Source organism: Streptomyces sp. NPDC046985 (genome assembly GCF_040644415.1).
Classification (GTDB): domain Bacteria; phylum Actinomycetota; class Actinomycetes; order Streptomycetales; family Streptomycetaceae; genus Streptomyces.
This window is the reverse complement of sequence record NZ_JBEYWK010000007.1, coordinates 156,713-176,674: the sequence shown is the minus strand read 5'-3', so window position 1 is coordinate 176,674 and position 19,962 is coordinate 156,713. Positions and strand designations below refer to the sequence as shown.

Sequence of the window (19,962 nt, the reverse complement as noted above, 5' to 3'; positions counted from 1 at the left end):
CGGCCACCGCCGCCGTACGGCTCTCGCTGTGTCATGTATCTGCCATTGTGCTCACCCGGAACGGGGTCTCCCATGACTCACCGCACCAACGCCATCCGCCCGCTCCTCGCCCGTCCCGTGCTGGTCGCGTGCGCGGCCGCGCTCGTCCTGGCCACGGCGGGATGCACCAAGTCGGAGGACGACGACTCCGGCAAGGGCGGCGCCGCTTCGGCGTCCAGCGGCGGCGGGCAGCAGGTCGCCACCCCCGCCGCCGGCGGCAAGACCTGCACCGTCGGCGCCTACGGGGCGAAGAAGCTCGACCTCAAGAGCGCCAAGGTCGGCTTCTCGCAGTCGGAGAAGGAGGCGAACCCCTTCCGCATCGCCGAGACGCAGTCCATCAAGGACGAGGCCGCCAAGCGCGGTCTGACGCTGCTGACCGCCAACGCCCAGTCGCAGTTCTCCAAGCAGATCAGCGACGTGCAGGACCTGCTCGCCAAGGGCGCGAACCTGCTGGTGATCGCACCGCTCAACTCCGACGGCTGGGAGCCGGTGCTGCGCGCCGCCGCGGCCCGGAAGGTGCCCATCGTCACCATCGACCGCAAGATCAACGCCACCGCCTGCAAGGACTACGTCAGCTTCATCGCCTCCGACTTCATCGAGCAGGGCAAGCGGGCCGCCGACCAGATGATCAAGGCGACCGGCGGCAAGGGCCAGATCGCCATCCTGCTCGGCGCCGCCGGGAACAACGTCACCACCGAGCGCACCAAGGGCTTCAAGGACCGCATCGCCGAGAAGGCGCCGGAGCTCAAGGTCGTGTTCGAGCAGACCGGCGACTTCACCCGCGAGAAGGGCCAGCAGGTCACCGAGCAGCTCATCCAGTCCAAGCCCGGGATCAACGGCCTCTACGCGGAGAACGACGAGATGGGCCTCGGCGCGGTGGGCGCCCTGAAGGGCGCGGGCAAGAAGGCCGGCCAGGTCAAGATCGTCACCGTGGACGGCACCCGCAACGCCGTCCAGGAGATCAAGGACGGCTGGATCCAGGGCGTCATCGAGTCCAACCCCCGCTTCGGCCCTCTCGCCTTCCAGACCCTGGACGAGTTCACCCAGGGCAAGCCGGTGGCCCAGGACATCATCATCCAGGACAAGGCGTACGACACGGCCAACGCGGCGCAGAACATCGGCATGGCGTACTGAGCCCGGCGCCGGCCGCCCGGACCGCGACGCGCGGCGCTCCTCGCGAGACCGCGCGTCCGGTCCCCGGCCGCCGCAGCCGCTCGCTGCCCCCGCCTTCCCTCCGTCTCGCCCATCTTCTCTACCTTTCACGCATCGGAGGCCCGCGTGGCTCCTCCCGCCTCCCGCACGCCGGTGCTCACCGCCCGCGGCATAACGAAGACCTTCCCCGGCGTCCGCGCCCTCGACGACGTCTCCCTCACCCTGCACGAGGGCGAGGTACGCGCCCTCATCGGCGAGAACGGGGCAGGCAAGTCCACGTTCATCAAGGTCCTGACCGGCGTGTACCAGCCGGAGGCCGGCGAGGTGCTGCTCGGCGACGAGCCCGTGCGCTTCGGCACACCGCTGCACGCCCAGCAGGCCGGCATCTCCACCATCTACCAAGAGGTCAACCTCGTCCCGCAGATGAGCGTGGCCCGCAACCTGTTCCTGGGCCGCGAGCCGCGCAACCGGCTGGGCCTGCTCGACCTGCCCCGCATGCACCGCGAGGCGCAGGAGCTGCTGCGCGGCTACGGCGTCCGCGTCGACGTGCGCCGTCCGCTGCGCGTGATGGGCGTGGGCGCCCAGCAGATGGTGGCTCTGGCCCGCGCCGTCGCCGTCAACGCGCGCGTCGTCATCATGGACGAGCCCACCTCGGCGCTGGAGCACCGCGAGGTGGAGACGCTGTTCGAGGTGATCCGGCGACTGCGCGACCAGGGCATCGCGGTGATCTACGTCAGCCACCGCCTGGACGAGCTGTACGCCGTGTGCGACACCGTCAGCGTGCTGCGGGACGGCCGACTGGTGCACGAGGGAGACCTGGCCGGCCTGGACCGGCTCACGCTGGTCTCCACGATGCTCGGCCGGGAGCTGGGCGAGGTGCGCCGCGAGGGGGTCACCACCTTCAGCGGGCACCACGACGCGGCGAGCCGCGAACCCGTGCTGACCGCGCGGGAGCTGAACGTCCCGCACACGCTGCGGGACGTGTCGCTCGACGTGCTTCCGGGCGAGGTCGTCGGCCTCGGCGGCCTGCTGGGCTCGGGGCGCTCGGAGACGGTCAAGGCGATCGCCGGCGCGCTGCCGGTCCGCTCGGGCCGGGTGACCGTGGCCGGTGCGCCGCTGCGCGGCGGGTCGACCGCCGCCGCCGTCCGCGCGGGCGTCAACCTGCTCCCGGAGGACCGCAAGAGCGAGGGCATCGTCCCCAACCTGTCGGTCCGCGAGAACATCGCCCTCGCCGTGCTGCCCCGGCTCTCCCGTTTCGGCCTGGTCTCCGAGGCCCGGGTCGACAAGGTGGTGGACACCTTCATCCGCCGGCTGCGCATCAAGACCGCCGGCCCGCACCAGAAGGCAGGCGAGCTGTCCGGCGGCAACCAGCAGAAGGTGCTGCTGGCCCGCTGGCTCGCCATGCAGCCGAAGGTGCTGCTGCTGGACGAGCCCACGCGCGGCATCGACGTGGGCGCCAAGGCCGAGGTGCAGCGGCTGGTCGACGAACTCGCCGAGGACGGACTCGGCGTGGTGCTCATCTCCTCCGACCTGGAGGAGCTGATCGAAGGATCCGATCGCGTGGTCGTACTGAAGGACGGCGCGGTCGTCGGCGAACTGACCGGGGACGACGTGACCGAGGACGAGCTGATGCGCGCCATCGCCGCCGACACGCCCAGCGGCGGGCACGAGGCGCACGGACAGCACGAGGCGCAGGCGAAGCAGACGGAGCACGGACAGCACGAGGAGGCGGTCCCCCATGACTGACCTCGCCGTGCGCCCCGCCTCCCTGGACCGCGGGCGCCTGCTGCACTGGCTTCAGGAGTACGGCGTGTACGCGGGCGTGGCGGTGCTGCTCGTGGTGAACCTCGCCGTCACCCCGCACTTCCTGTCGGCGGAGAACTTCCGCACCCAGGCGGTCCAGGTCGCCCCGGTGATGATCGTGGCGCTGGGCATGGCCCTGGCCATCGGCACCGAGGGCGTGGACCTGTCCGTGGGCGCGGTGATGGCCCTGTCCGCCTCCGTGCTGGCGCTCTACCTCGGCTACGGGCTGCTGCCCGCGCTGCTGGTGGTCGCGCTGTTCGCGGCGGCGGTGGGACTCGCCAACGGGGCGCTGGTGGCCCTCGTCGGGGTGCAGCCCATCGTGGCGACCCTGGCGCTGATGGTCGGCGGCCGGGGCCTGGCCCTGGTGCTGCTGCCCCAGCTCAAGGACGTGCGCAACCCCGCCCTGGCCTCGCTGGGCGCCGGGGACGTGCTGGGCGTGCCGTATCTGATCCTGATCGCCGCCGTGCTGGCGGTCGCGGTCGCCTTCACCGTGCGGCGCACCACCTTCGGACGGCAGTTGCTCGCCATCGGCGACAACCGCGCCGCCGCCCGGCTGGCCGGTCTCCCGGTGCGCCGGGTGCTGCTGCTCGTCTACACCGTCTGCGCGCTGCTGGCCGCCGTGGCGGGCGTGCTGGCCACCGCGCGCCTTCAGGCCAGCGACCCCACGTCGCTGGGCAATCTGATGGAGCTGTCCGCGATCACCGCGGTGGTCGTCGGCGGCACCCCGCTGAGCGGCGGACGGGTCCGCATCGGCGGCACCGTGGCGGGCGCGGTGCTCATCCAGCTCCTGACCGCCACTCTCATCAAGCACGATCTGCCCTCCTCCTGGACGCAGATCGCGCAGGCAGCCGTGATCGTGCTCGCGGTGTACGCGGCACGGGGACGGGGGAAGCGATGACCGCGACCGGAACCGACATGACCGAGACCTCCGCCTCCCCGGCCGCCGCGGGACCCGACGGCGCCGCGCCGGACCAGGAGTCGCCCCAGCGCGGCGAACGCCTGAGCGCCCTGGCGCAGCAGCACGGGGCGCTGGCCGTCCTCGTGGTCGTCGTGCTGGCGGCGTCGCTGGGCTTCGACTCGTTCGCCACCGGCGACAACCTCTCCAACATGGCGGTCTCCTCCGCCTTCCTGGCCGTGGTCGCGCTCGGCATGACGTTCGTGATCCTCACCGGCGGCATCGACCTGTCGGTCGGCTCGCTGTTCGCGCTCGGCGGCGTGCTCGCCGCCTGGGGGTCGCGCTACGGCACGGTCGTGGCGCTGCTGCTGCCGCTCGTCGTGTGCGGGCTCGTCGGACTGCTGAACGGGCTGCTCATCGCACGGGCCCGGCTGGCGCCGTTCATCGTCACCCTGGCCGCCATGCTCGGCGCGCGCGGGCTGATGCTGGCCCTGACCGACGAGGGCGCCGACACGTACCTGATCGGCAAGGGCTCCTTCCTCGCCTCCCTCGGCCAGGACAGCACGCTCGGCGTCGGCAACCCGGTGTGGCTCACGGCGGTCCTGTTCGCCGCCGCCGCGCTGGTGCTGCGCCGGGCGCGGTTCGGGCAGCACGTCTACGCGGTGGGCGGCAACGAGGACGCGGCGGCCCTGATGGGCGTCCCGGTCGCCCGCACCAAGATCCTCGTCTACACCGTGTCCGGGCTGTGCGCCGGCCTGGCGGGGGCGCTGAACGCCGCGTGGCTGGCCTCTGGCGTGACCATCCTCGGCACCGGCATGGAACTGGACGCCATCTCCGCCGTCGTCATCGGCGGCACCCTGCTCACCGGGGGCCTCGGCTACGTCAGCGGGTCCCTGGTCGGCGTGCTCCTGCTGAAGGTCATCCAGAACGTCATCAACCAGATCGGCTCGCTCGACTCCGCCTACCAGCAGGTCGTCAGCGGCGCGTTCCTCGCCGTCGTGGTGATCGCGCAGACCTGGCTCGGCCGGCACCGCATGCCCTGACGGCACAGTCCCCCTGTCCCCCGCGCGTCGTCCGGCGCGCACCCGACCGCACCTGTGGCACCTCCTCCCGGCGGCCGCGCTCCCGCGGACGCCTTCCTCCCCCCTCCTCGGAGCGTCACATGTCCCTGCACAGACGTCAGTTCCTGACCCTCGCGACGTTAACCGCGCTCGCCGCGACCGGAGGACCCGTCACGGCGGCCGTCGCCGCCGCCGGCCGCCGCCCCGCCACGGCGCTGCCCCCGGCGGCCGGCGGCCTGTACCACCCCAACGCCGCTCCGCTGCGCCCCACCGCGCTGCTGCGGCTGCCGGTGACCGCCGTCCAGGCGCGCGGCTGGCTGGCCGGGCAGCTACGGCTGCAACTCGACGGCCTGTGCGGCCACTACGACGAGGTCTCGCACTTCCTCGACATGTCGACCACCGGCTGGGTGCACACCGACCGCGTCGGCTGGGAGGAAGTGCCCTACTGGCTGCGCGGGTTCGTCGACCTGGCGATCGTCACCCGCGACCCGGGCGCGCTGGACCGGGCCAAGCGCTGGCTGGAGGCGATCCTGGCCACCCAGCGGTCCGACGGGTACTTCGGCCCCGAGGAGCTGCGCACCCACCTGGGCGGCGGCCCCGACTTCTGGCCGTTCCTTCCGCTGCTCCAGGCGCTGCGCTCCTGGCAGGAGTACACGGGCGACGCCCGCATCGTCCCGTTCCTGACCCGCTTCCTCACCTACATGCACGCGCAGGGCCCCTCCGCCTTCAACCAGAGCTGGGTGTCGTACCGCTGGGGCGACGGCATCGACACCGCCGTGTGGCTCTACAACCGCACCGGCGACGCGTTCCTGCTCGACCTCGTGGACACCATGCACACCCGCGGCGCCAACTGGACGGGCGCGCTCCCCACCGGCCACAACGTCAACATCGCCCAGGGGTTCCGCGAGCCCGCGCAGTACGCGGTGCGCTCCGGCGCCTCCTCCGACGTCCAGGCCGCCTACCGGACCTACGACTCGGTGATGGGCACGTACGGGCAGTTCCCCGGCGGCGGCTTCGCCGGCGACGAGAACGTGCGGCCGGGCTACACCGACCCCCGGCAGGGCTTCGAGACGTGCGGCGTCGTGGAGTTCATGGCCAGCCACGAACTGCTCACCCGGCTCACCGGCGACCCGGTGTGGGCCGACCGCTGCGAGGACCTGGCCTTCAACGCGCTGCCGGCCGCGCTGGACCCGCAGGGCCGGGCGGTGCACTACATCACCAGCGCCAACAGCGTCGACCTCGACGACGCCGCCAAGACGCGGGGGCAGTTCCAGAACAATTTCGCGATGCAGTCGTACCAGCCGGGCGTCGACCAGTACCGCTGCTGCCCGCACAACTACGGCATGGGCTGGCCGTGGTTCACCGAGGAGCTGTGGACGGCCACGCCCGACCGCGGCCTGTGCGCCACCCTGTACGCGCCGTGCCAGGTGACCGCCCAGGTCGCCGACTCCGTGCAGGCGACGGTGCGCGAGGACACCGACTACCCGTTCGGCGACACGATCCGGCTCACCCTCTCCCTGCCCGCCGCCACCGCCTTCCCGCTGCTGCTGCGCGTGCCCGGCTGGTGCCCGAACCCGCAGGTCACCGTCAACGGGCAGGCCGCGAGCGGCGCTTCACCGGGTCCGTCGTTCATCCGGCTCCAGCGCACCTGGCAGAACGGCGACACCGTCGAACTCCGCCTGCCGCAGCGCATCACCGCGCGCACCTGGTCCCGCAACGGCGGATCCGTGAGCATCGACCGCGGCCCGCTCACCTACGCCCTGCGCATCGGCGAGCAGTTCGTCCGCACCGGCGGCAGCGACGCGTTCCCCGAGTACGACGTGCACGCGACCTCGCCCTGGAACTACGGTCTGGCCACCACCGCCGCCGACCCCACGGCCGGACTCGCCTTCGCCTCCTCGGGCGCGCCGGTGCCGGACAACCCGTTCACCCAGTCCGCGGCGCCCTTCCGGATCACGGCTCCGGCCCGGCGCATCCCCGACTGGCACGCCGACGACCAGCACGTGGTCGAGCCGTTGCAGGCGAGCCCGGCGCTGAGCACCGAGGCCGTGGAGACGGTGACGCTGATCCCGCTCGGCGCGGCCCGGCTGCGGATCTCCGCGTTCCCGCTCGCCTCTCCGTCGGGCACGCGGTGGCGTCCCGGCGGCGCCTTCCTCCGCCTGGCCAACCGCCACAGCGGCAAGGTGCTGGGCGTCGACGGGATGTCCGGCGCCGACAGCGCGCAGGTGGTCCAGTTCAGCGACAACGGCACCGCGGACCACCTGTGGCAGCTCGTCTCGAACGGCGACGGCTGGTACCGGCTGCGCAACGCCAACTCGGGCAAGGTGCTCGGCGTGGACAGGATGTCCACCGCCGACGACGCGCGGGTGGTGCAGTTCGCGGACAACGGCACCGCCGACCACCTCTGGCAGCCGGTGGACGCGGGAGGCGGCTGGTACCGCCTGCGCAACCGCAACAGCGGCAAGGTCCTCGGCGTCCTCGGGGCGTCGACGGCGGACAGCGTGGCCGCCGTCCAGCGCCCCGACGACGGCGGCGACGACCACCAGTGGCGGCTGCTGCCGGACGGGCCGGTCCGTCTGGAGAACCGCAACTCGGGCAAGGTGCTCGGCGTCGACCTCATGTCCACCGCCGACAGCGCGCACGTGGTGCAGTTCAGCGACAACGGCACCGCCGACCACCAGTGGACGTTCCTCCCCGACGACGGCGGCTGGTACCGCATCCGCAACCAGAACTCGGGCAAGGTGCTCGGCGTCGACCTCATGTCCACCGCCGACAGCGCGCAGGTCGTGCAGTTCGCCGACAACGGCACCGCGGACCACCAGTGGAGCCTGGTCCACGACGGCGACGGGTTCTTCCGGATCCGCAACCGCAACAGCGGCAAGGTCTTGGGAGTGGACCTCATGTCCACCGCCGACAGCGCCCGCGTCGTGCAGTTCACGGACAACGGCAGTGCCGACCACCTCTGGCGGCTGCTGTGACGCGATGACGGGTCCCCGGGGCCGGGCGAAGCGCCGCCCGGCCCGGGGGTCCGGCTCGGCTCGGGGATCTGGCTTGGCTCGGAGCCCGGCTGGGCTCGGAGAACCGGTTCGGGGACCCGGCTCGGCTCGGAGAACCGGTTCGGGGGCCCGGCTTGGAAAATCAGTCGACAGCGCCCTTTCCCGCCCGGCAGGGTGAACGCCCATGACGAGCAGCGAGCTGTGGACGCGCGAGACGGCCGAACGCTACGACGCCGAGGAGGGCGCGATCTCCTCGCCCGAGGCCCTCGAACCGGCGCTCGCCTTCCTCGCCGAACTCGCCGGTGACGGCCGGGCGCTGGAGTTCGCCGTGGGCACCGGGCGGGTGGGCGTCCCGCTGCGCCGGCGCGGCGTGCCGGTGGCGGGCATCGAACTGTCCGAGCACATGGCGGCGGTCCTGCGCCGCAAGGCCGACGAGGACACGCTGCCGGTCGTCATCGGCGACATGGCCACGACCGTCGTGCCCGGCGAGTTCACGCTGGTCTACCTCGTCTACAACACGATCACGAACCTGCTGACGCAGGACGAGCAGGTCGCGTGCTTCCGCAACGCCGCCCGGCACCTCGCGCCCGGCGGCCGGTTCGTCATCGAGCTGACCGTGCCGCCGCTGCGCTTCCTGCCGCCCGGCCAGGTCGCGGTTCCCTTCGACGTCTCCAAGGGGCACCTAGGCTTCGACACGTTCGACCTGACCGGGCAGGTGCTCGTCTCGCACCACTTCACCCGCGACGGCGAGGACGGCCGCTACCGCCGCACCAGCTCCCAGCACCGCTACGCCTGGCCGGCCGAACTCGACCTGATGGCCCGCATCGCCGGACTGACACTGGAGCGGCGGGTCGCGGACTGGGACGGCACGCCGTTCACCGACGACTCCACGAAGCACGTCTCGGTGTGGCGCAAGCCGGTCTGACACGCGGGCCGCTGGGATGCGCCTTTCACCCGGTTCCCGAGGTGAGGGCGAGGGCCCGCGCCAGGTGTGCGGCCGTGCCGGGCTCAGCCCGGGAACACCATCGCGTCCCGCCCCAGAGCAGCGAAGACGCCCGAGACGCGGCGCGCGACGTCCGCCGCCGTCAGACCGACTCGTTCCAGCACCCGAACGCGTGCGGCGTGGTCGAGGAACTCGACGGGAATGCCGAAGTCCCGGACCGGAACGTCGACTTCGGCGTCCCGCAGCGCCTGCGCGACGGCGGAGCCGACGCCTCCGGCCCGTACCCCGTCCTCGACGGTCACCACGAGACGGTGCCGGGCGGCGACGGCGGGGAGCGCCGCGTTCACCGGTTTGATCCACCGCGGGTCCAGCACAGTGGCGTTGATGCTCTGCTCGGCAAGCAGATCGGCGATCTCCAGGCACATGGGCGCCAGCGCTCCGACCGAGACGATGAGCACGTCGGCCCCGTCCTCGGCGGAGCCCCTGAGCACGTCCATGCCCCCTACCGCGCCGACGGCCGCCGTCTCGGGACCGACCGTGCCCTTGGAGTAGCGCACGACCGTGGGCCCGTCGTCCACCTCGACGGCCTCGCGCATCTGCGCCCTGAGCTGTGCGGCGTCGCGCGGCGCGGCGATCCGCAGCCCCGGCACCACCTGGAGGACGGCCATGTCCCACATGCCGTTGTGCGAGGCGCCGTCGTCGCCCGTGACGCCCGCGCGGTCCAGCATGAAGGTCACCGGGCAGCGATGCAGGGCCACGTCCATCAGGAGCTGATCGAAGCACCGGTTCATGAACGTCGCGTACACCGCCACCACCGGGTGCAGTCCGGCGGTGGCCAGTCCGGCCGCGGAGGCCGCCGCGTGCTGTTCGGCGATGCCGACGTCGAAGAACCGGTCGGGGAACCGCTCGGCGAACGGCGCGAGCCCCGTGGAGCTTCGCATCGCCGCCGTGATCGCCACGATGTCCTCGCGCTCGGCGCCGAGCCGCACCATCTCCTCGCCGAAGACGGTGGTCCAGTCCTTGCCTGAGACGGAGACCGGCCTCCCGCTGTCGGGGTCGATCACCTTCACCTGGTGGAAGCGCTCGTCGGACTCCTCGGCGAAGCTGTAGCCCCGGCCCTTCTCCGTGATGCAGTGAACGATCACCGGGCCGCCGAAGCCCTGAGCGCGACGCAGCGCGTTCTCCACTGCTCCTATGTCGTGGCCGTCGATCGGCCCCACGTACTTCAGGCCCAGATCCTCGAACATCGCCTGGGGCGCGATGAAGTCCTTGAGGCCCTTCTTCGCCCCGTGCAGCGCGTCGTAGACCGAACGGCCGACGAGGGGGGTGCGGTCGAGGACGCTCTTGGTGCGCTCCAGGAACTGCTCGTACCCGTCCGTGGTGCGCAGAGCGGCCAGATGGGTGGCGAGCCCGCCGATGGTGGGGTTGTACGAGTGGCCGTTGTCGTTGACCACGATGACCAAGGGGAGCGTCTTGTCGGCGGCGATGTTGTTCAGCGCTTCCCACGTCATGCCCCCGGTCAGCGCCCCGTCACCGACGACCGCGACCACGGACCGATCGCGCCGGCCGGTCAGCCGGGTCGCCTTCGCGAGGCCGTCGGCCCAGCTCAGCGCCGCGGAGGCGTGCTGGTTCTCGACGATGTCGTGCGGTGACTCGGAGCGGCTCGGGTACCCCGACAGTCCCCCCTCCTTGCGCAGCTTGGAGAAGTCCTGGCGGCCGGTCAGCAGCTTGTGGACATAGGTCTGATGGCCGACGTCGAACACGATGCGGTCCTGGGGAGAGTCGAACACCCGGTGCAGCGCGATGGTCAGCTCCACCACGCCCAGATTGGGCCCCAGATGCCCTCCCGTGCGGGAAACCGCGTCGACGAGGAACTCGCGGATCTCCGCGGCCAGCGGGCCGAGCTCACCGGCGTCGAGCTTCTTCAGGTCCCGCGGCCCGTGGATCGACTCCAGAACGCCCATGCCCATTCTCCTTCGGCGTTGCCGACAGCGACGGAGACGAGGAGCGGCGACAGCCCAGAAGCCTGACCTCCAGCAGCCGCCTCCTCGCGTGTGCGGAGGTGACAGGCTATCAATTTCTCCGCATTTGCGTCGCGTCACGGACGAGGGAAGTCGCCGCCGGGTCTCCTGCACAGGGAGGGGCGAACCGTGACACGCGTATCCGCACGAGACTTCCCCGTTTCCGCCGCCGGATGCCCTCAAGCGGATTCGCCACGCCTCCCGAGAGGGCAGACAGGGCGCCCGCACACCCGGGTCCTCTTCGGAGCCGGCCTGGCCGGGAATTCCCTGACCGTCGTCAATCGTCTTCCGTCAGGAAACCGGCCAGAGCGGCGGTGACGGCCTCGGGTTGTTCGTCCGGGATGAAGTGTCCTGCGTCCGGCACGACGACCCCGGTGGTGTCGTCGGCCCAGGGGCTGAGGGAGGCCGCCATGTCGGCGATGGAACCGTGGCTGCTGGAAATCGCGAGAACCGGCACCGTCAGGCGCCGCCCTTCGAGGGCCTCGTGACACTTCCGCGCCGATTCAGCGACGCAGCGGTAGTAGGCCAGGAAAGCGGGGAGGCCGCCGTCGGCGGCGACGGCCGCGGCATAGTGTTCGATCTCGGCGTCGTCGAAAGCGTCCGGGGAGAACGTCTTGACCTTCAAAAACCAGCCGACGTAGTCGACCTCGCGGCCTGTGATCAGCGTCTCGGGCAGGTCAGGCACGGTGTGAAAGGCGAAGTGCCAGGTCTTCCAGGCCACCTCCGGGTCGAGCGGGACAGCGTCGGGGAGGGTGATGCCCGGGATCCCGGCGTCGAGCAGGGCGACACCGCGCAGGTGGCTCTCGTACTGCACGGCGAGGGAGAAGGCGACCCACGCGCCGATGTCGTGGGCGACCAGCCAGTACGTCGACACGCCGAGCGCTTTCACGGCGGCATGGACGTACGCGGCGACCGTATGCGTGTCGTAGCTGCCGTCCGGGCGTGCGGAGTGGCCCTGGCCCGGCAGGTCGATCGCGAGGACGCGGAACCGGTCGGCCAGGCTGGGCATCACCTTCCGCCATGCCCACCAGGTCTGGGGGAATCCGGCGAGCAGCACGACCGCTGAGCCGTTCGGCTGACCGCCGTCGACCGCGTGCAGTCGGACCCCGTCCGCGTCGACCCAGCGGTGGGTGAAGCCCTCCAGATCCTGTAGTGGCAGGTCAGGGACAGGGTTGTCGGAGACGCGGGCGGTGGATGCGGGGTCAGTCATGGTCGTCCTCGATCCGGGTCGGATGTGCTGGTTCGGTGTGTCAGCCGAGGGGCGACGCCGGTGAGCGCAGCGACGACGAGAGCGACGAGCCGGGCGCCCTAGGTCAGCGTCCCGACGGCCCGACGCGCGCGGCCTCGCCGCGCCCGTCGCCGCCCCCACGGGTCGTCTCCTTGAGCGCCGCGCCGTCATGCGCCCGGCGACCGGGTCGGCGGTGGTCGCGGAAGAACTCGGTGACGTCCTGGGCGAGCAGCCCGGGTTCCTCGTGGGCGGCGAAGTGTCCGCCGCGCGGCATGTGCGTGTACCGCGCGATGTCGTACGTGCGCTCGGCCCAGCTCCGGGGCGGCCGGCTCAGGTCGGCGGGGAACAGGGCGACGGCCGTGGGTACGTCCACCCGTTCGACTCGCCGGGTCAGGCCTTGGGCGTACTCGTAGTAGGGGCGGAACGACGTGGAGATCGTGCGGGTGAACCAGTACAGCGACGCCTGGGTGAGCAGGAAGTCGTCCTGGAAACGGGTGGACAGGTCGCCCCCGCAGTCGCTCCACGCGCGGTACTTCTCCACGATCCAGGCCAGCAGGCCGACGGGCGAGTCGGTCAGGGCGGGGGCGAGGGTGAGAGGGCGGGTGCTCTGCTGGTGCTGGTAGCCGCCTTCCTCCGCCTGCCAGGCCGCGACGGAGGCGAGGTAGCTCTTCTCCTCGGCGGTGAGGCCGGCCGGGTCGGGGTCGGCCGGGGCGGCCACCGCGAGCAGGTGGATGCCGACGACTGCCTCGGGGTGGGCCTCGGCGAGGCGCGAGGTGATGCCTGCGCCCAGGTCTCCGCCGTGGGCCGCGTAGTGCTCGAAGCCGAGTTCGTCGTGCATCAGGCGGTGCCAGAGGTCGTGGGTCTGTTCGGCGCCGGTGAGCGCGCGCCGCTGGGGTGAGAAGGCGAAGCCGGGCAGGGAGGGGACGATGACGGTGAAGGCGTCTGCGGGCTGTCCGCCGTAGCGGGACGGGGTCGCCAGCCGCTGAGCCAGCTCGGTGAGTTCGAGGACGGTGCTGGGCCAGCCGTGGGTGAGGACGATCGGCAGTGCGTCGGGGTGTTCGCCGTCGTAGCGCAGATAGTGCAGGGGGGTGCCGTCGAGGTCGGCGAAGTGCGAGGGCAGGGCGTTGACGGCCGCTTCGTGGCGGCGCCAGTCGTATGCGGCGGCCCAGTAGCGCACCAGGCGACGCAGTTCCCTCTGGTCGGCGCCTGCTTCCCAGCCCTCGCCCGGCCACGGCTCGGGCCAACGAGTGGCCCGCAACCGAGCGCGCAGGTCGTCCAGCTCGGCGTCACTGACCGAGATCACGGGCGGGGTGTCTGGCATGCGTCTCTCCTTGGCGTATGGGATGCCGGGCAGGCCCCGTGGCGTACGGGGCCCCGGGCCGACCCCGTCGACTGACGATCGACGTGGCCCGGCGTGACGGAGGCGAGGGACCTCGCGGGGGCGAGGCCGCCGACAGGGGCGGTCACGATCCGGTGGCCGGGGCGAGGGTCTGCTCGATGGCCGCCCGGATCCGCTCGCGCGACTCCGGCTCCGTCGACAGCAGCGCCTGCATGATCATCCCTTCCAGCAGGGCGTCCAGGCGTGCCGCTGCTTCCGGTCCGGTGAAGCGGGCCAGCACGGCGCGGCTGGCGTTCGTCCACTGCTGCGTCAGGGCCCGCAGGGAGGGGTCGCGCAGCGCCGCCAGGTGCAACTCGAAGCCGAGGACCGCACTGCGCTGCCGGGACGGCCCTCCCTGCACGATGCCCACCAAGACGTCGATGAGCTGCTCGCGCGTCTTCACCTCCGTGAAACCGGTCTCGTACGCGGCGGTCCGTTGCTCGACGTACCAGCCGAACGCCTGCGTCCGCAGTTCGGCCAGACTCGCGAAGTGGTAGGTGACCGAGCCCAGCGGCACGTCCGCGCGGGAGGCCACCTTGCGATGCGTGAGACCGGCCACGCCGTCGGTGACGAGGACGTCGAGCGCGGCGTCCAGAATGCGCGTCCTGCGCTGCGGATCGTGCCGACGCGGCCGCCGTCCCTCGCGGCCTGCGGTCTCTTGCCCTGCGGGGACGATTGCCCGCTCCATGAGAAAACCGTACACCACGTTAAGAACAAGAGTTCTTATCTGGCCTTGTGACGGTGCCAAGGGAACCGCCACCCCATGGTGAGCGGTAGGCCCAGTGCCCAGTCTGTCCCTCCCCGGACACCCCTGCCACCCAGTCCCGGCGGAGGCGACCGGAGAGCGCTCAGCACGGCAGTGTCCCCGTCCGGCCGAGCCGTTCCCCGCGCGTAAGCCTTCTCCGTTGGGAGCACGCACGGTACGGAGACGGGGCGCCCACGCCCGAGGCGGTCTCGGTCAGCTCAGGAAGCTCAGGCGGACCTGGCGGCTGACGTTGGAGACGTTGGTGTCCACCAGGCACACCGACTGCCAGGTGCCCAGTTCCAGGCGACCGCCGAGGACCGGGAGGGTCGCGTGCGGGGGGACGATGGCGGGTACGACGTGGTCGCGGCCGTGGCCGGGGCTGCCGTGGCGGTGCTGCCAGCGGTCGTCCGCGGGCAGCAGGGTGTGCAGGGCGGCGAGGAGGTCGTCGTCGCTGCCGGCGCCGGTCTCGATGATCGCGATCCCCGCGGTGGCGTGCGGCACGAACAGGTTCAGCAGGCCGTCACGGCCGTCGGAGACCTCCCGGAGGAAGGTCTCGCAGTCGCGGGTCAGGTCGACGACCGTCTCCTGGGATCCGGAGGCGACGTTCAGCACTCGGGTGGTGAAGGCACGGGACATGCGCCCCATCCTCCTCGATCTCCGGGAAGATCCGCGCCCCCCGCGCGGTTGACGCCGGGCGTGAACAGCACACGCGAGGTCGAGGCAGTCGTCGTCGGGGCCGGTCAGGCCGGGTTGGCCAGCGCCTACCACCTGCGGCGCGCGGGATTCGAGCCGGACCGCGACTTCGTGGTGCTCGACCGCTCGCCCGCTCCGGGCGGCGCCTGGCAGTTCCGGTGGCCGTCGCTGACCTACGGCAAGGTGCACGGGATGCACGCGCTGCCCGGGATGGAGCTGACGGACGCCGATCCCACGCGCCCCTCCTCCGAGGTCGTCGGCGGTTACTTCGCCGCCTACGAAAGCGCGTTCGACCTCCGTGTGCGCCGCCCGGTGGACGTCCGCGCGGTGCGGGAGGGCGACGGCGGGCGGCTGCGCGTGGAGACCTCGGACGGCGTGTGGACGACGCGGGCGCTGATCAACGCCACCGGCACCTGGGACCGGCCGTTCTGGCCCCGCTACCCAGGTCAGGAGACCTTCCGCGGCCGCCAGACGCATACAGCCCAGTACGCCGGACCCGAGCAGTTCGCCGGCCGGCGGGTGGTCGTGGTCGGCGGCGGCGCCTCCGGCGTCCAGCACCTGCTGGAGCTGGCGCCGTACGCGGCGGCCACCACCTGGGTGACCCGGCGCCCGCCCGTCTTCCGCGAGGGCCCCTTCGACGAGGAGGCGGGCCGGGCCGCGGTCGCGCTCGTCGAGGACCGGGTGCGGCGGGGCCTGCCGCCGCGCAGCGTCGTCTCCGTGACCGGCCTGCCGCTCAACGACGCCGTCCGGCGGGGACTGGCGGACGGCGTGCTGGACCGCCGGCCGATGTTCGACCGGATCGTCCCGGACGGGATCGAATGGAAGGACGGGCGGCGCGTCGAGGCCGACGTCATCCTGTGGGCGACCGGGTTCCGGGCCGCGCTCGGCCACCTCGCCCCGCTCGGGCTGCGCGAGCCGGGCGGCGGCGTCCGCGTCGACGGCACACGGTCCGTCGCCGATCCGCGGGTCCACCTGGTCGGCTACGGCCCCTCGGCGAGCACGATCGGCGCGAACCGGGCCGGACGGGCTGCCGTCCGGGACATCGGCAGGCTGCTGGCCGCGGACGGCGGGGAACCGGCCACGGCGGCCTGAGCCGCGCCGCCTCGCCTTGCCTAGCGCGGCAGCCTGCCTCGCGCGGCACCCGACCTGCCCGGCACCCCACCTCGCGGGGCACCCGACTCCCCCGGCAGCCCACCTCGCGAGGCACGCGGCCTCCCCCGGCAGCCCACCTCGCGGCGCACGCGGCCTCCCCCGGCATCCCAGCTCCCGCGGCGCCCCGCCTCGCACGGCACCGCTGGCCCACCGCGCCGGCCGCAGGCTCACCGCGCCGGCCGCCGCCTCACCGCGCCGGCCGCAGGCTCACCGCTTCGGCTGCGGGCTCTTGCTCGCGGGTCGGGTCATGCTCTGCTGCCGGGCGGCGAACTCGGCGGCGTTGCGCTGGTGCTCGGCGTAGTCGGCGGTGAAGCGGGTGTCGCCCGGTCCCACGGTGACGAAGTACAGCCAGTCGCCGGGGGCGGGGTGGAGCACGGCGTGCATCGCGTCGTCGCCCGGACTGTCGATCGGCGTCGGGGGCAGACCCATGCGCTGGAACGAGTTGTACGGGCTGTCCATCCGCACCGCGTTCGCGTCGAGGGGGGCCAGTGAGCGGTTGAGGCCGTAGTTGAGCGTGGAGCCCATCTGGAGCGGCATGCCGTGCGCCAGCCGGTTGAGGATCACCCGGGCCACCTTCGGCATGTCCGCCTTCGCGACGGATTCGGCCTGGACGACGCTGGCGGCGGTGATCGCCTGATAGAGGTTCATGGACTCGCGCGGGGCGCCCGCGGCCACCGGCGCCCCGCCGAACTTCTGGTCCGCCCGGTCGACCATGGCGGCCAGCAGCGACGTCGGGGTCGCCTTGTCGTCGACGGGGTAGGTCGCCGGGAAGAGGTAGCCCTCGGGGTTGCCCTGGGCGGCGCTCGGCAGTTTCAGGCCACCCTTGGCGACCGAGTCTCTCGTGCTGCCCGCGGGCAGCGCCAGGACCTTGTCGACGGCGGCGAAGACCTGGCTCGCCCGCCAGCCCGGGGGGACCACCAGGGTGCGGGTGCGCGCGGGGGCTTCGCTGTTCAGGGTCAGCAGCGGCACCGCCACGGCGGCGCCGGCCAGGACGGCCCCGGACACGACGAGGGCCAGCCGGCCCCGGCCTGTCAGTCGGGCGGTCTTGTGTGACGGAATGTTCGTCTGCATGCGGGCACGGTAACCCCCGAACGCCCCCAAACCCGGCATATCGTCATCTTGTCGGCTCCAGTTGGGCGTCCCGGCGGACCAGCGCCGCATAGCGGCCGTCGCGCTCCAGCAGCTCCTGGTGGGCACCCTGTTCGGCCACGCGTCCGGAGTCGAGGACCACGATCTGGTCGGCGCCCCGGACGGTGGACAGCCGGTGGGCGATGGTGAGGGTCGTCCGATCGGCGGACAGGGCGTCGATGGCCTGCTGCACGGCGGCCTCCGTCCGGGTGTCCAGGGCGCTGGTGGCCTCGTCCAGGATGAGCACCGGTGGGTCGCGCAGGATGGTGCGGGCGATGGCCAGGCGCTGCTTCTCGCCGCCGGAGAACCGGTGTCCGCGCTCGCCGACCACGGTGTCGTAGCCGTCGGGCAGGGCCGCGATGTGGTCGTGTATCTGGGCCGCCTCGGCCGCCTGCCGCAGCTCCTCGTCCGTGGCGTCGGGCTTGGCGAAGCGCAGGTTGTCGGCGACCGAGGCGTGGAAGAGGTACGTCTCCTGGGAGACGACGCCCACCGCGCGGGCGAGGGTGTCGAAGTCCAGGTCGCGTACGTCGACCCCGTCCAGGGTGACGCGGCCGCCGGTCACGTCGTACAGCCGGGGCACCAGGTAGCCGAGCGTGGACTTGCCCGCGCCGGTGGGCCCGACGACCGCCAGGCTGCCGCCCGCCGGAACGGTGACGTCGATGCCGTCGAGGACGGGACCGCCCTTGCCGTCGTAGCGGAACTCCACGTTCTCGAACCGGACCTCTCCCTTGACCCGTTCCAGGCGTACCGGCCGTTCCCGCTCGGTGATGTCGATCGGCAGGTCCAGGTATTCGAAAATGCGCTGGAAGAGCGCGAGCGAGGTCTGGATCTGGACGCCGGTCGACAGCAGGCTCACGGTCGGGCGGAACAGGCCCTGCTGGAGCGAGACGAAGGCGACGACCGTGCCTAGGGAGACTCGCGGGCCGCCGAGCTGGAGGGCCACGCCCGCGGTCCAGTAGATGACGGCGGGCATGGCGGCCATGACGACGGTGATGACGGCCATCCGCCAGCGGCCGGCCATGTTCGACCGCACCTCCAGGCCGACCAAGCGCTCGGACTCCTCGGCGAACGACCCGGTCAGCGAGTCGGAACGGCCCATCGTGCGCCCGAGGAGGATGCCGCTGACCGACAGCGACTCGGTGACCGTCGCGGCCATGGCGGCCATCTGCTTCTGACGCTGGGTGGTGATCCGTCTGCGCTCGTCGCCCACGCGGCGGCTGATCCACACGAAGACCGGGAGCAGCAGCAGCGAGACGATGGTGAGGCGCCAGTCGAGCGCCACCATCGCGACGATGGTGGCGACCACGCTGGTGAGGTTGGAGACCAGCGAGGTGGCGGTGGAGGTGACGGTGGCCTGCATGCCGCCGATGTCGTTGGCGATGCGGGACTGCACCTCGCCGGTGCGGGTGCGGGTGAAGAAGGCGAGCGACATGCGCTGGAGCCGCCCGTAGACGGCGGTTCGCAGGTCGTGCATGACGCGCTGGCCGACGGTCGTGGAGATCAGCGTCTGGAGCACGCCGAAGACGCTGTTGAGGACGGCGCTGAGGATCATGCCCGCGGCGAGCAGGGTCAGCAGCCCGGTGCGCCCGCGCGGGATCGCGACGTCGAGGATCTCCTTGAGCAGGAACGGCGTGGCGACGGAGACCAGCGAGGCGGCGCCGACCAGCAGGCCGACGATCGCGAGCCGGGCGCGATAGGGACGGAACAGCTTCAGGATGCGACGGACCTGCCAGGGCTGTTCCGCCGCTCCGGCAGGCGGGGTCCACGGGGGCTCACGGTCGGGGTGCATGGGCTCCTACGGGTGTTGAAGGGCGCCGGTGCGCGGGCGCTACTGGCGGCGACTTACGGATCCTAGCTCATTGTTACCTACGCTCATAATGAACTGGGTCCTGATATTGTTCCCGTATGGCCACCCCCGATCCCGACGGTCTCCTCGCCGAGCAGTTGCTGCGGCTCACCCGCCGGTTGCACCGCGTGCAGAAAAGCCAGCTCGAACGGCACGCCCTGGGCATCACCCCCGCCCAGTCCCGCCTGCTGCGCACCCTGGCGCACTTCGCGGAGCCGCCCCGCATGGCGGACCTCGCCGCGGCCCTGGAGGTCGTGCCCCGAGCGGTGACCACGCTGGTGGACGCGCTGGAGGCGGGCGGGAAGGTGCGGCGGGCTCCGGACCCCGCCAACCGCCGGGTGATCCGCGTCGAACTGACCGACGAGGGCCACACGGCGCTGCGCGAGCTGCACCGCGCGCGCCGGGCCGCCGCGGCGGAGATCCTCGCGCCCCTGACGGACGGCCAGCGCGAGAGCCTGGGCGCACTGCTGGACACGCTGGTGGGCGCCGCCGTGCCGGAGCAGAAGCAGGGGGTGCGCTGCTGACGGCGCACGGTCGCCGCACGCCTGCACGGTCACCGCGCACCCGCTTGTCCGCACGGTCACCGCGCACCCGCTTGTCCGCACGGTCGCTGCACGCCCGCGTGGTCGCCGCACGCCCGCTCAGTCGGCTCCCGTCCAGGCGGCCGATGCGCGTCCGGGCAGGCAGCGTCCGTCTCCGCCGCCGGCGTCCGTCCGTGCGGCCGACGCCCTCCCGCGCGGGTCGGCCCTCACCGGGTCGGCACGCCGTAGCGCCGTATCCTTCGCGGCCTCGGCCGGACGGGCGTCTCATCGGGCTGCACCCGGCGCCTCGTCCGGCCGATCAGGTCGCGCGCGGGCGATCTGGTTCCGCGTCCGCGGTCCG

At 72.3% G+C, this 19,962-nt stretch carries 15 protein-coding genes; 8 read left to right on the top strand and 7 right to left on the bottom strand.

The window, feature by feature from the left end; genetic code table 11:
- Positions 1–72 precede the first annotated feature (72 nt).
- The 6 genes from ABZ861_RS11540 to ABZ861_RS11515 all read left to right on the top strand — a co-directional run bounded on the left by ABZ861_RS11540 (position 73) and on the right by ABZ861_RS11515 (position 8,871).
- The gene (locus ABZ861_RS11540; protein WP_361627498.1) at positions 73–1,173 is read left to right on the top strand and encodes an ABC transporter substrate-binding protein; all 1,101 of its coding nucleotides are present in this window, start codon (positions 73–75) and stop codon (positions 1,171–1,173) included.
- A 144-nt stretch (positions 1,174–1,317) separates the two neighbouring features.
- Positions 1,318–2,937 (top strand): sugar ABC transporter ATP-binding protein, encoded by a 1,620-nt coding sequence (locus tag ABZ861_RS11535; protein WP_361627495.1) that lies wholly within the window; start codon positions 1,318–1,320, stop codon positions 2,935–2,937.
- Positions 2,930–3,892 carry an ABC transporter permease gene (locus ABZ861_RS11530; protein WP_361627492.1) on the top strand — a complete coding sequence of 321 codons (963 nt, stop codon included), beginning with the start codon at positions 2,930–2,932 and terminating at the stop codon, positions 3,890–3,892. The genes ABZ861_RS11535 and ABZ861_RS11530 overlap by 8 nt, the downstream gene beginning before the upstream one ends.
- Entirely contained in the window at positions 3,889–4,932 is a 1,044-nt protein-coding gene (locus tag ABZ861_RS11525; protein ID WP_361627489.1) for an ABC transporter permease, read from the top strand. The genes ABZ861_RS11530 and ABZ861_RS11525 overlap by 4 nt, the downstream gene beginning before the upstream one ends.
- Positions 4,933–5,051: 119 nt before the next feature.
- Complete coding sequence (locus tag ABZ861_RS11520; protein WP_361627486.1) at positions 5,052–7,928, top strand: RICIN domain-containing protein; 2,877 nt, start codon at positions 5,052–5,054, stop codon at positions 7,926–7,928.
- A 202-nt stretch (positions 7,929–8,130) separates the two neighbouring features.
- The gene (locus ABZ861_RS11515) at positions 8,131–8,871 is read left to right on the top strand and encodes a class I SAM-dependent methyltransferase (protein WP_361627483.1); all 741 of its coding nucleotides are present in this window, start codon (positions 8,131–8,133) and stop codon (positions 8,869–8,871) included.
- Positions 8,872–8,954: 83 nt separating this feature from the next.
- On the opposite strand, the gene dxs is transcribed toward ABZ861_RS11515, so the two are convergent.
- The 5 genes from dxs to ABZ861_RS11490 all read right to left on the bottom strand — a co-directional run bounded on the left by dxs (position 8,955) and on the right by ABZ861_RS11490 (position 14,897).
- Positions 8,955–10,853, bottom strand: coding sequence for a 1-deoxy-D-xylulose-5-phosphate synthase (gene dxs, locus ABZ861_RS11510; RefSeq protein WP_361627480.1), 1,899 nt, complete (start codon positions 10,851–10,853; stop codon positions 8,955–8,957).
- A 334-nt stretch (positions 10,854–11,187) separates the two neighbouring features.
- A complete protein-coding gene (locus ABZ861_RS11505) occupies positions 11,188–12,120 on the bottom strand; it encodes an alpha/beta hydrolase (RefSeq protein WP_361627477.1) in 933 nt (310 codons plus the stop codon).
- Positions 12,121–12,223: 103 nt separating this feature from the next.
- Positions 12,224–13,459 (bottom strand): epoxide hydrolase family protein, encoded by a 1,236-nt coding sequence (locus ABZ861_RS11500; RefSeq protein WP_361627474.1) that lies wholly within the window; start codon positions 13,457–13,459, stop codon positions 12,224–12,226.
- Between the two features lie 142 nt (positions 13,460–13,601).
- Positions 13,602–14,204, bottom strand: a complete 603-nt coding sequence (locus ABZ861_RS11495) for a TetR family transcriptional regulator (RefSeq protein ID WP_361627471.1) — start codon at positions 14,202–14,204, stop codon at positions 13,602–13,604.
- Between the two features lie 270 nt (positions 14,205–14,474).
- The gene (locus ABZ861_RS11490) at positions 14,475–14,897 is read right to left on the bottom strand and encodes a YjbQ family protein (protein ID WP_361627468.1); all 423 of its coding nucleotides are present in this window, start codon (positions 14,895–14,897) and stop codon (positions 14,475–14,477) included.
- Positions 14,898–14,957: 60 nt separating this feature from the next.
- On the opposite strand from ABZ861_RS11490, the gene ABZ861_RS11485 reads away from it, so the two are divergent.
- Complete coding sequence (locus ABZ861_RS11485; protein ID WP_361627465.1) at positions 14,958–16,046, top strand: NAD(P)-binding domain-containing protein; 1,089 nt, start codon at positions 14,958–14,960, stop codon at positions 16,044–16,046.
- Positions 16,047–16,313: 267 nt separating this feature from the next.
- Here the strand turns inward: ABZ861_RS11485 and mltG are convergent, their stop codons facing one another.
- Both mltG and ABZ861_RS11475 read right to left on the bottom strand, forming a co-directional pair.
- Positions 16,314–17,177 (bottom strand): endolytic transglycosylase MltG, encoded by an 864-nt coding sequence (gene mltG, locus ABZ861_RS11480; protein ID WP_361627462.1) that lies wholly within the window; start codon positions 17,175–17,177, stop codon positions 16,314–16,316.
- Between the two features lie 43 nt (positions 17,178–17,220).
- Positions 17,221–19,023 carry an ABC transporter ATP-binding protein gene (locus ABZ861_RS11475; protein ID WP_361627459.1) on the bottom strand — a complete coding sequence of 601 codons (1,803 nt, stop codon included), beginning with the start codon at positions 19,021–19,023 and terminating at the stop codon, positions 17,221–17,223.
- 116 nt (positions 19,024–19,139) lie between these two features.
- Between ABZ861_RS11475 and ABZ861_RS11470 the strand changes: the two genes are divergently transcribed.
- Positions 19,140–19,604, top strand: a complete 465-nt coding sequence (locus ABZ861_RS11470; RefSeq protein WP_361627456.1) for a MarR family transcriptional regulator — start codon at positions 19,140–19,142, stop codon at positions 19,602–19,604.
- Positions 19,605–19,962 lie beyond the last annotated feature (358 nt).